The 12,512-nt window shown below is 35.3% G+C and carries 8 protein-coding genes; 6 read left to right on the top strand and 2 right to left on the bottom strand.

The genetic code is table 11. From position 1 onward, the window contains the following. Nucleotides 1-75 precede the first annotated feature (75 nt). Nucleotides 76-1,707: a S8 family peptidase gene (locus ACP7AT_RS00340; RefSeq protein WP_426062385.1), complete on the top strand. Its 1,632-nt coding sequence runs from the start codon at nt 76-78 to the stop codon at nt 1,705-1,707. Nucleotides 1,708-1,767: 60 nt separating this feature from the next. After that, nucleotides 1,768-3,642: a M1 family metallopeptidase gene (locus tag ACP7AT_RS00335; protein ID WP_426062384.1), complete on the top strand. Its 1,875-nt coding sequence runs from the start codon at nt 1,768-1,770 to the stop codon at nt 3,640-3,642. Nucleotides 3,643-3,679: 37 nt separating this feature from the next. Here ACP7AT_RS00335 and ACP7AT_RS00330 read toward each other — a convergent pair whose 3' ends face one another. Then, on the bottom strand, nt 3,680-4,909 hold the full coding sequence (locus ACP7AT_RS00330; RefSeq protein WP_426062383.1) for an NAD(P)/FAD-dependent oxidoreductase: 1,230 nt from the start codon (nt 4,907-4,909) through the stop codon (nt 3,680-3,682). A 613-nt stretch (nt 4,910-5,522) separates the two neighbouring features. Between ACP7AT_RS00330 and ACP7AT_RS00325 the strand changes: the two genes are divergently transcribed. Together ACP7AT_RS00325 and ACP7AT_RS00320 are read left to right on the top strand one after the other, a co-directional pair. Next, nucleotides 5,523-6,713: a hypothetical protein gene (locus ACP7AT_RS00325; protein WP_426062382.1), complete on the top strand. Its 1,191-nt coding sequence runs from the start codon at nt 5,523-5,525 to the stop codon at nt 6,711-6,713. 6 nt (nt 6,714-6,719) lie between these two features. Then, nucleotides 6,720-7,169, top strand: coding sequence for a hypothetical protein (locus ACP7AT_RS00320; protein WP_426062381.1), 450 nt, complete (start codon nt 6,720-6,722; stop codon nt 7,167-7,169). A 163-nt stretch (nt 7,170-7,332) separates the two neighbouring features. Here the strand turns inward: ACP7AT_RS00320 and ACP7AT_RS00315 are convergent, their stop codons facing one another. Next, nucleotides 7,333-8,271 carry an L-threonine 3-dehydrogenase gene (locus ACP7AT_RS00315; protein WP_426062380.1) on the bottom strand — a complete coding sequence of 313 codons (939 nt, stop codon included), beginning with the start codon at nt 8,269-8,271 and terminating at the stop codon, nt 7,333-7,335. Nucleotides 8,272-8,495: 224 nt separating this feature from the next. On the opposite strand from ACP7AT_RS00315, the gene ACP7AT_RS00310 reads away from it, so the two are divergent. Beyond that, nucleotides 8,496-9,101 carry a hypothetical protein gene (locus tag ACP7AT_RS00310; protein ID WP_426062379.1) on the top strand — a complete coding sequence of 202 codons (606 nt, stop codon included), beginning with the start codon at nt 8,496-8,498 and terminating at the stop codon, nt 9,099-9,101. After that, a complete protein-coding gene (gene mfd, locus ACP7AT_RS00305; protein WP_426062378.1) occupies nt 9,094-12,462 on the top strand; it encodes a transcription-repair coupling factor in 3,369 nt (1,122 codons plus the stop codon). The genes ACP7AT_RS00310 and mfd overlap by 8 nt, the downstream gene beginning before the upstream one ends. Nucleotides 12,463-12,512: the final 50 nt, after the last annotated feature.

Here is a 12,512-nt window from a genome sequence, read left to right as displayed (position 1 = left end):
TTAAGGACAGTTTCATTTGTAACAAAAAAAAATTATTTTAGACAAATATTTCAAAAACTAAATAAAAAATTCGAAATGAATACCATTAAACCCATTTACATTTCTGCTTTTGCTTTTTTAGCACTAGTAGGATGTGGCGCTTCAAAACAAGTTTCAAATACTAGTAATTCTGATTTAGTTGCCATAAGCGGTCCTTTAAACATTACAAAAAAGGCAGCCATAACTGAAAACGACCTAAAACGTTGGAGTCATTTAGATATTGTAACTGACACCATTCCTGGAATGAGTGTTGATAGGGCTTACGCCGAATTATTAAAAGGTAAAAAAGGCGTGCCAGTAATTGTTGGAATTGTAGATTCTGGTGTGGATATTGAACATGAAGATTTGAAATCTGTACTTTGGACCAATACAAAAGAAATTGCCGGAAACGGAATTGACGATGACAAAAACGGATACATTGATGATATCCATGGATGGAATTTTCTTGGAAATAGTACCAAAGAGAATTTGGAATACGAAAGAATTATCAAAGACAAAACTTTAGTTGATGATGCTACTTTTCAAGCGGCAAAAGCATTAAATGATAAAAAAGTGGCTGATGCTGCTGCTGGAAAAACACGTTCACAGCAAATGTTGGAGACTATTGCTGCTGGTGATGCTGTTTTAGTCAAACATTTTGGCAAACCAGTTTATACAATTGAAGAGGTAAATGCAATTGTTTCACAAGAACCGGCAACACAAAAAAGTAAAGCGGCCATGCAACAAATGCTTTCTTATGGATTGCCAATATCAGAGTTGAAAATTGCTGTTCAAAAACAATTAGACGATCAGGTTGCACTTATTAACGGCGATCATCTTAAAACCGATTACCGTAAAATTGTAGGAGATAATCCAAACGATATTACCGATACCAAGTATGGAAACAATAATGTGATGGGACCAGACAAAAATGAAATTCTTCATGGAACTCACGTTGCCGGAATTGTTGCACAAACCAGAAACAATGTTTTAGGTGGCGATGGTGTTGCTAATAATGTTCAAATCCTAACTGTTCGTGCAGTGCCCGACGGTGATGAGTATGATAAAGATATTGCATTAGGAATTCGTTATGCAGTTGATAATGGTGCGAAAGTCATTAACGGAAGTTTTGGAAAAAGTTTTTCGCCACACAAAAAATGGGTTTATGATGCGATAAAATATGCTGAGAAAAAAGATGTATTGATTGTTCACGCAGCCGGTAACGATGCAAAAGATATTGACTTTGCTGAAAATTTCCCTAATGATTCAGAAGATAAAGTAACAGAGTTTGCAGATAATTTAATCACAATTGGTGCTTTGAATTTTGAGTATGGAAATAAAGTTGTGGCTCGTTTTTCTAATATCGGAAAAATAAATGTAGACGTTTTTGCTCCCGGAGTGAAAATCTATGCTACAACTCCAAATAATACGTATAAATATTTGCAAGGAACTTCAATGGCCTCGCCAAACGTTGCCGGAGTTGCCGCATTAATTCGTTCGTACTATCCAAAATTATCTGCTCAACAGGTAAAACATATCTTGATGGATTCAGGGGTTGCTATTTCAACTGATGTCATCGTAGGTGGAAAAGCTACTGACGTACGTTCTTTTACTGCACTGTCTAAATCAGGAAAAATAGTAAATGCATACAACGCTTTACTGATGGCTGAAAAAATATCTAAAAAATAACAATTCAAATATTCATCAATGGAAGAGCATTTTGTTCTTCCATTTTTATTTTTATCCTATATGAAAAAACTACTTTTATTATCTTTTTTTACTTTAAGTTTTGCAAATCTGTTTGCTCAAAGCTCTTCTTATTGGCAGCAGCATGTTGACTACAAAATGGATGTTACCATGGATGTTAAGACTTATGAGTACAAAGGAAAGCAGGAATTGGTTTATACCAATAATTCTCCTGATACTTTGAGAAAAGTATATTATCACCTTTATAATAATGCTTTCCAGCCAGGAAGCGAAATGGATGCCAGAATTCAAAGTATTAAGGACCCTGATGCCAGAATGGTTAACAAAATAAATGCGGGGATTAATGAGGTGAAACAAAGTCGAATCAAAACCTTGAAACCTAATGAAACGGGGTATTTGAATATCACTAATTTCACACAAGACGGAGTTAATGCTGCTTTTAAAGCTGTTGGAACAATTCTCGAAGTTACTTTGGTTAAGCCAATACTTCCCAATTCTAAAACCACTTTTAAATTAGATTTTGATGGACAGGTTCCAATTCAAATTCGTCGTTCCGGAAGAAATAATGCTGAAGGAGTAGAATTGTCAATGGCACAATGGTACCCAAAAATTGCCGAATTCGATTTTGAAGGTTGGCATGCAGATCCATATATCGCCAGAGAATTTCATGGTGTGTGGGGAAATTTTGACGTGAATATTACTATCGATGCCGCATACGTTTTAGGTGGTACGGGTTATTTGCAAAACAAAAATACAATTGGACATGGATATCAAGATCCGGGCGTTGTTGTGACCCTTCCAAAGGGAATTAAAACGTTGACATGGCACTTTAATGCACCAATGGTTCATGATTTTACTTGGGCAGCTGACAAAGAGTATATTCACGACGTAGTGAAAGGTCCGAACAATGTCGACTTGCATTTCTTGTATAAAAACAATCCAAAATATATCCAAAACTGGAAAAATTTACAGCCAAAAACAGTGCAGTTAATGGCGTTTTACAACAAAACAATTGGAGATTATCCGTACAAACAATATTCTGTCATTCAAGGTGGCGATGGCGGAATGGAATATGCGATGTGTACGCTAATTTTAGGACAAGGAAGTTTTGAAGGATTATTAGGAGTAACCGCTCACGAAATGGCACACTCTTGGTTCCAGCATGTATTGGCTTCCAATGAATCAAAACACGGATGGATGGACGAAGGTTTTACTTCATTTCTGGAAGATTTAGGAATGAATGAAATTGCAGATAAAAAAGTAGAAAACCCATTCACAGGAGCGTATGCTGGATATTTTTCAATGGTAAATTCTGGGAAAGAATTGCCACAAACTACACATGCAGATCGTTTTGACGAAAACAGAGTGTATAGCATCACTTCGTATAGCAAAGGAGAACTTTTCTTGACACAATTAATGTATTTGATAGGGAAAGAGAATCTGATGAAAACCTTAAAAAAGTATTACAGCGATTTTAAATTCAAACATCCTACGCCAAACGATATCAAAAGATCTGCCGAAAGAATTACAGGAGCAAATCTGGATTGGTACTTGACGGATTGGACACAAACCACCAATACTATTGATTACGGTATCAGAGAACCGAGAGACATTGGTGAAAAAACGATTGTTACATTAGAAAGAATAGGCAGAATGCCAATGCCAATTGATTTGTTAGTGGAATATACAGATGGAACAATGGAGAGTTTTTACATTCCGTTGCGTATGATGAGTTTTGAAAAAGAAAATCCAAATCCTGCTATAAAAAGAACGGTTTTGGGTGATTGGGCTTGGGCGTATCCTACAATGGAATTCATGATTGCGAAACCTAAAAGCACCATCAAGAAAATTACCATCGACCCAAGCAGCTTAATGGCTGACATCAAGAAAGAAAACAATACCTACGAATTAAAGTAATATTTAAAAGCCCTGAAAAGGGCTTTTTTTATGCAATCTAGTCAAGTGTTACTATTGAAAATGACCTTCTGAATTTAAAATATTCTGCTAATGGATGTTTCTTGTTTTTCAACATTTTAGAAACGAGCTCCATTCCAATTACAGAAAATGTGATGCCATTTCCGCCAAAGCCCAAAACAAAATAAGCACTTTTGAAATTAGGATGCTTGCAAATATAAGGTAAGCCGTATTTAGTCTCGCCAAAAGTACTCGCCCAAACAAAATTCATTCTAAAATCGTAATCGAGTAAAATTTTCTTCAGATATTTAGTCAACTTAACTGACTTGTCGTTGAGTAAGGAATCTCTTTTTTCAGCATTTACAAAATCTTCATCCTCTCCGCCAATAAGTAATCGGTTGTCATCTGTGGTTCGCATATACATGTAAGGTTCTGCCGTATTCCAAAATAGAGTGCCGTTAAGATGTGATTGTTCGTCTTCAAACCGTTCTCCCACTATTGCGTAAGTAAAAAGTAATTTTACAAACTTGTTTTTAATGATTTCGGTACTTTCAAAACCGTTGCAGTAAATTATTTTTTTACCGGTAATAGTAGTGCCATGTTCTGTTAGAACGCTCACGCCATTTTGTTTGTAAGTGACTATTTTGATATCCGTTTTATCAAAGATTTTCAATCCTTTTTCATGATTGTACGCCAGAATATCGTGGGCTAATTTGAATGCATCTATACTGCCGCCTTGTTCCGACAAGATTCCACCATACGAATGTTTGTTGTGAAACTTTTTATAAATTTCATCGGCTTCGAGCCATTTTACGGGCATTCCAATTTTTTTTTGCGCCTCGAATTCTTTTTTTAACCAGCCAACGTCTTTCTTTAAAGTGGCAAAATAGAGCGATTCTTTTTTCTTGAATCCACAATCAGATTTTACCTGTTGCACGATTTTCTTCAAATCATCAATCGATTTATAACACGCCCGATAACTGTCAACGGCAGCTTTTTCCCCAACCAAATCAATAAGTTGTTGCAAAGGAACGTCAATCTCATATTGTAACATGGATGTCGTAGCCGATGTACTTCCATGACCAATTTCTCTTCGGTCGATCAGTACGGTTTTGTAACCTTCTTCCATACATTGATGGGCGATAAGGCTGCCCGTTATTCCACCGCCTACGATTAAAATTTCTGTGTCCAAATTTTCTCTTATTGACGGATAGGAGTTGACGATTCCGTTTTTTACCAACCAAAAAGGTTCACTTGATTTTAGTTTCATGGCGCTGAGGTTTTTATCAAATTTAACGAAAACATTTTTTTAAATGATGCTAAATAAAAAACACAAAACACAATTAAAAAAAATTGGGTTTCAAAAAACTAGATTTCCACCTTAATTTTTTAAAACCCGAACTCTTTATAAATAAAAGTATTATGCTTTTTCCGAACTCAAATTTTTCAACATATCTGTAGTCATCGTTTCCAAATCAAATTCATGTTTCCATCCCCAGTCTTTTCTGGCTTCAGCATCATCAATACTTGCTGGACAGCTGTCGGCTATTTTTTACACCTTTTTTAAAACATAGAAATCATGTAATTGTACTTTTGTTTCTCAAAAGCTTATAGGATTCACAAATAAAAATCATATCGCGGTAATAGAAATCCCTTTTTTAGTTCACAGATTGTAAAGGGTTTTTTTTAAATATCACTAAAAGTGGGTATAGTAAACTGTAAATTATTACTTATTTTTATGAAATATAAACGAACCAATTATTTTATGAAAACAAACAAACAAACAAACAAACAAACAAACAAACAAACAAACAAACGAAATAAAGCATAAAGTCCTCTTACTTTTTATGAGTTTTTCCCTGTGTTTTATGCAGTCTTGTAGTATGGAAGATCTTGTAATGGAACAACAATCGAATATTGAAACCGTATCCAAAAACGAGGCAGTTTCTTTGGTTAAAAATCTCCATGATGCGCAAAGGACCACAGCTAAAAGTATTGATTTGCAAGATGATTTTGACTTTGATAAAATTACCCAAGAAAAACTAACCAATACATCAGAGTTAATAACTATTATCCCTATAAAGTCCCGGATTCAAAATCAGCGACGTCGTGCTCTTTTTTTGCGGGTAGGAGCACAAATTGAGTCTATGATTTATAATGAATTTGCTGAAGTTTCATCTACACAAAATTCTTTCGATGGTATTATACTAATGACGCGATTAAATGGCGACTTTATTAGAGCATATCGTTTAAAAAACAATAAGTATGTAGTTGATTTGGTACCAAATAAAAAAAATCAATCGGGACAAAAAGGAACCCAAAATACGAGTAGGACTATTGATGGTGGCGACTTACATGAAGTAATAGTAATCAATAGCTATAAAGACCCTAGTACTTTTGTTTCGCTAAATGAGATGGGGAAAGAAGTACCAATAACGATTAGTTGGAACTCATTGGGTAGTGGCGGTACAACAGGTGATGAGGAGGAGAAGGCTATCGTATTTATAGGTCCTGATCCTGAAAAAGTAATCAAGAAAATTAATGATTATTTAAAATGCTTTGACTTAAGTAAACCTGCGGAAGTTGTGATTTATGTAGATCAGCCTATTGCTAATAACGCAAAAGCTTGGTCCGGCACAGATGTTGGTCATACGTTTATTGCCATTCAGCAAGGCAATACCAGAAGCGTTTTTGGTTATTGGCCTTCTTCAAGTGTGTATCCAGCAACAGGATATTCAACGGATGTCATGGCGTTCGGAAATGACGAAAATCACCATTTTGATGTAAGTATAGCTGTCGTAGTAGATACAAGTAAGCTACTTAATATTATTGCCTATGCAAATAATGCTCCAACACAATACGATTTAGATAATTATAATTGTACTGATTTTGCACTAGAAGTAGGTAAATTAGCAGGTTTACCATTATCAGATTCTTCTGGGATTTGGCCAGGAGGAGAGGGAAGTAACCCGGGCCAATTAGGCCAAGATATCAGAAATATGTCTTTACCAGCAAATTCTAGAAGACAAACTATAGGAGCGAATGCGGCTAGTAATAATGGAACTTGCAATTAATAGGATATGAAAAAAATACGGATCATTTTATTACTAATTTTAACACTATTGATAATCATTTATTTTTGCAGTCAGAGTGATAAAGATAAAGTAGAGGATTTTGCAATTGAGTTAGTAGATGATTCAATACCATTAGAAAATGTTTTAAGAAAAAGAATTAAATACTCTGAAAAACAAAAGAATTTGTCTTTAATTCATTTAAAAAATATTAGAGATGAATACCAAGAAAATCCACAACGAATAGTGGTTAAGTCGTTACGTGAATATACAACAGCTGCACAAGAAGATAGAATTAAGCTTTACGAGGGAGAACATTTATTTTATATTGAGTTTAATAAAAACGTAACATTACCGTTTGTAATTAATAAAAAATCACAAATAATTATACTTTTTCACCTTACAAAAGGAGGAGAAGGGTATTTAATGAACTCAAGATCTGATGACAATGCTCTGTAATGAAATTCATTTGCTATGAATTTTCATATAAATCACAAATGCAAATCAAGGTTTTAAAAAATGACTTAACTTTAAAATGAGACATTTTTTCGAATAATTTGGGAGTATTTATAAAAGTAAAAAAGCCGCAAAACATCCATTTTGCGGCTTTTTTTTCAATAAATTATTTCAAATGCTCCAGCATATCTTTAGTCATGCTTTCAAGATTAAATTCATGTTTCCAACCCCAGTCCTTTCTTGCTTCAGCATCATCAATACTTGCTGGCCAGCTGTCGGCTATTTTTTGACGGAAATCTGGCTCATAAGTGATGGTAAATTCAGGAATGTGTTTCTTGATTTCGGCGACAATCTCCGTTGGCGTAAAGCTCATTGCAGCCAAATTATATGAAGAATGAATTTTTATTTGTTCTACCGGCGCTTGCATAATTTGGATGGTCGCCGCAATCGCATCGTCCATATACATCATCGGCATTTTTGTTTTTGAGGATAAAAAACATTCATAAGTTTTATCCGAAAGTGCTTTGTGAAAAATATCCACTGCATAATCCGTAGTTCCGCCACCAGGAGGCGATGACCAGCTAATTAGACCCGGATAGCGGATGCTTCTTACATCTACACCAAAGATATTATGGTAATATTCACACCATCTTTCTCCGGCTTGTTTGCTGATTCCATATACCGTTGAAGGTTCCATTATCGTGTATTGTGGCGTATTTTCTTTCGGAGTTGTTGGTCCAAAAACCGCAATACTCGAAGGCCAGAATATTTTTTTTATTTTTCCGGCTTTCGCCAAATTCAAAACATGAAACAATGAATTCATATTTAAGTCCCAAGCAAAAGCTGGGTTTTTCTCTGCTGTTGCAGATAATAATGCGGCCATCAAATACACCTCATCAATTTGGTGCAATTCCACTAAATGTTCAATTTGATTGAAATCTAAGGCGTTCACGACTTCAAATGGACCGGAATTCACGACATCAATATTTAGCTTTCGGATATCCGAAGCAATTACATTTTCTGTTCCATATATTTTTCGTAGTTTTTGGGTAAGCTCCGTTCCTATTTGGCCACAAGCGCCAATAATCAATATTTTTGTACTCATTTTTGTCTGTTTTAAAAAACAAAGATAACGTTTTCGCAAATAATATGACTTTGATGAAAATCATTATAAAAATCTTAAAATAGTGTTTAAAAAAACACTTAATTTCCTAATTTTTGATGTTTTTAAACATAAAAATCAGTGTTGCAATATTAGATTGTTATTCCAATACAGGAATTCATTATTGTAAATTTACTTTGTAACTTTGTGCTTTAATGAAATTAAAAATGAAATACAATTTTGCTGTTTTCTTTTCGCTGATTTTTCTTTTATTGTCCTGTAAAAATGACAATGAAAAACGCTTGGTAGAAAATAAGAAAGAAATTAAAAAAAAAGAAGTTATATTTAAAAACATACAGAAAGGTTGGGTTTTGTATGACACGCCAGTAACGGAGGCTGCTGAAAAAAGCATCGCATCGTGGAACGAATGGCGTATATTTTTGGCTGAATTAGCGCAAAAGCCTAAAAAAACTATTGGAGCTTTTCAACAAAAATCGAAAGCGCTTTCTAAAAAAGCGATGGCTTTAAACGATAATATTCCTTATGAATACAACAAACCTCAAATAAAAAGCAGAATCTCGACTTTGATTACTAAAGTTAGATTATTGGATTTATTCATTCATTTGGATAACATTCCGGATAAAAAAGTCACCTTATTAGTTTCAGAAATCAACTTGGAATTGGTTTCACTTCAAAGACAAATGGACAAAATTGTGGAAAAAAGTAAAATCCCTATTGAGGAAGGTGAATCTGAATTAAGGAGAATGATGGACACGGCAAGAGCCATTCCCAACACACCAGTTATAGATCCAAATATCCCACGCGTTGAGTAAAAAAGTCTTATATAACACCTATGATAATGCGCCAAAAACACAGCAAATAGTTGCTCGTTTATTGGAAAATAATCAAGTAAAAATGCAGCTGTCGGGACTTTTGGGTTCTGCAGTTTCGTTTGTCATTCGTTCTGTTTTTAAACAATCGGAGCTTCCTTTTTTAATTGTTTTAAATAACAAAGAAGAAGCCGCATACTATTTGAACGATTTGGAACAAATGATTGGCGAACAAGATGTGCTCTTTTATCCCGGTTCGTATCGTCGTCCATACCAAATTGAAGAAACCGATAATGCAAATGTTTTGCTTCGCGCCGAAGTTCTTAACCGAATCAATTCCCGCAAAAAACCGGCCGTTATTGTCACCTATCCCGAAGCACTTTTCGAGAAAGTAGTGACCCGAAAAGAATTGGATAAAAACACGTTGAAAGTTGCCGTTGGTGACAAAATTTCAATTGATTTTATCAACGAAGTTTTGTTCGAATACGAATTCAAAAGAGTTGATTTCATTACGGAACCCGGAGAATTTTCGGTTCGTGGGGGAATTGTCGATGTGTTTTCTTTTTCGAATGATAATCCGTACCGAATTGAGTTTTTTGGAGACGAAGTGGAGAGCATTCGTACCTTCGATGTTGCGACGCAATTGTCAATCGTAACACAAAAAAAGATTACTATAATCCCAAATGTGGAAAACAAAGTTTTTCAGGAAAACAGAGAAAGTTTCTTGGATTATATTTCGGAGAAGACGGTAATTTTCATTCAGAATACCGAAGATTTTTTATCACAATTAGACAAACAATTTGGCAAAGCCGAAGAAGCTTTTGCAAAATTGTCGCAGGAAATAAAACGATCTTCACCGGAACAACTATTTTTAAATCAAGCGGAATTTATAAAAAGAGCGTTGGATTTCTCGATTGTGGAATTGAGTTCGAAGGCTATTTTTAGAACCACCAAAAAATTTGAATTTCACATTCAGCCGCAACCGTCATTCAACAAGCAGTTTGATTTGTTGCTGAATAATCTGAATGAGAATCATTTTAACGGTTACAAAAATTATTTGTTTTGTTCTAATGAAGCTCAGGCGAAAAGATTTCATGATATTTTCGAAACTTTGGATGAAGCCAACTCTGAGAATATTCGCAAGCAATACAACACGATTGTTTTGCCTTTGTACCAAGGATTTATTGACGAAGAAAACCAAATAACCTGTTACACCGACCACCAAATTTTTGAACGCTACCATAAATTCAGCATCAAAAATGGATATTCGAAAAAACAGAATATTACTTTAAAAGAACTTACGACACTTTCGGTTGGTGATTATGTGACGCACATCGATCACGGAATTGGGCGTTTTGGAGGTTTGCAAAAAATACAGGTTGAAAGCAAAACTCAAGAAGCCATCAAGCTCGTATATGCCGATAATGATATTGTGTATGTGAGTATTCATTCGCTGCACAAAATTTCCAAATACAACGGAAAAGACGGAACGCCACCCAAAATTTATAAATTGGGTTCGAATGCTTGGAAGATTTTAAAACAAAAAACCAAAGCAAGAGTCAAACATATTGCCTTCAATTTGATTCAATTATATGCCAAAAGAAGGCTCGAAAAAGGATTTCAGTTTGCACCAGACAGTTATTTGCAAAACGAACTGGAAAGCTCGTTTATCTATGAAGATACACCGGACCAAACCAAATCTACGGCAGAAGTTAAAGCCGATATGGAAAGCGACCGTCCGATGGATCGCTTGGTTTGTGGTGATGTAGGTTTTGGAAAAACCGAAGTTGCCATTCGTGCGGCTTTCAAAGCAGTCGATAATAGCAAACAAGTCGCGATATTGGTTCCTACAACAATTTTAGCGTACCAGCATTATAGAACTTTTACAGAACGATTGAAAGATATGCCAGTTTCCGTTGGCTATTTAAACCGTTTTAGAACGGCCAAACAAAAAGCGGAAACTTTAAAGCAATTGGCCGAAGGAAAACTCGATATTGTCATTGGAACACACCAATTGGTCAACAAAAATGTAATTTTCAAAGACCTTGGATTGTTGATTGTGGATGAGGAACAAAAATTTGGGGTCAATGTAAAAGACAAGCTCAAAACCATAGCTGCAAATGTCGACACGCTGACTTTGACCGCAACGCCAATACCACGAACGTTACAGTTTTCGTTGATGGCAGCTCGTGATTTGTCGGTAATTACAACTCCTCCACCTAATCGTTATCCTATAGAAACGAATGTGGTCGGTTTCAGTGAAGAGTTGATTCGAGATGCGATTTCGTATGAAATTCAACGCAACGGACAGGTATTTTTCATCAATAACAGAATAGAAAATATCAAGGAAGTGGCCGGAATGATTCAGCGTTTGGTACCAAATGCCAGAGTTGGAATTGGTCACGGCCAGATGGAAGGGAGAAAACTCGAGGAATTGATGTTGGCTTTTATGAATGGCGAATTTGATGTTTTGGTCGCAACCACGATCATCGAAAGTGGATTAGACGTTCCCAATGCCAACACGATTTTCATAAATAATGCGAATAATTTCGGATTGTCAGATTTGCATCAAATGCGCGGTCGGGTAGGACGTAGTAATAAGAAAGCGTTTTGTTATTTTATTTGTCCGCCATACTCTGCGATGACGGATGATGCCAGAAAACGAATTCAGGCTTTGGAACAATTCAGTGAATTGGGAAGTGGATTTAATATTGCGATGAAGGATTTAGAGATTCGTGGTGCCGGAGATTTATTGGGAGGAGAGCAAAGTGGTTTCATTAACGAAATCGGTTTTGATACGTACCAAAAAATCATGAACGAAGCCATCGATGAATTGAAAGAAAATGAATTCAAGGATTTGTATCCAGAGGAAAACAATTTGGAAACCAAAGAATATGTAAAAGACCTGCAAATCGACACTGATTTTGAGTTGTTGTTTTCGGATGAATATATCAACAATGTATCGGAACGATTGAGTTTGTATAATGAATTAGGCGCAGTAAAAAATGAAGAGGAATTGATCATTTTCCAAAATAAATTAATAGACCGTTTTGGTCCAATGCCGCCGCGTGCCAAAGCGTTAATGAATAGTATACGCATCAAATGGATTGCAACCCGCATTGGAATCGAAAAATTAGTAATGAAACAAGGCAAAATGATTGGTTATTTTATTTCAGATCAACAATCCGATTATTATCAATCTAAACGTTTTCAGGATGTGTTACAGTTTGTGCAAAAACACAGTGCTATTTGTAAAATGAAAGAGAAGCAAACGCCAGCTGGATTAAGACTTTTGTTGACTTTTGACAATGTGAAAAATACTAGAACAGCATTGGAATTGATGGAGATGTTGGGTGGGGAATAAGACATTTTTAAATTGGATTCTGATTTACATTTAATTCAATTTTTTTTATC

It is taken from the genome of Flavobacterium sp. DSP2-3-1, from assembly GCF_049896865.1.
Classification (GTDB): domain Bacteria; phylum Bacteroidota; class Bacteroidia; order Flavobacteriales; family Flavobacteriaceae; genus Flavobacterium.
The sequence above is the reverse complement of the archived record's forward strand: the minus strand, read 5'-3'. Positions and strand labels throughout refer to the sequence as shown.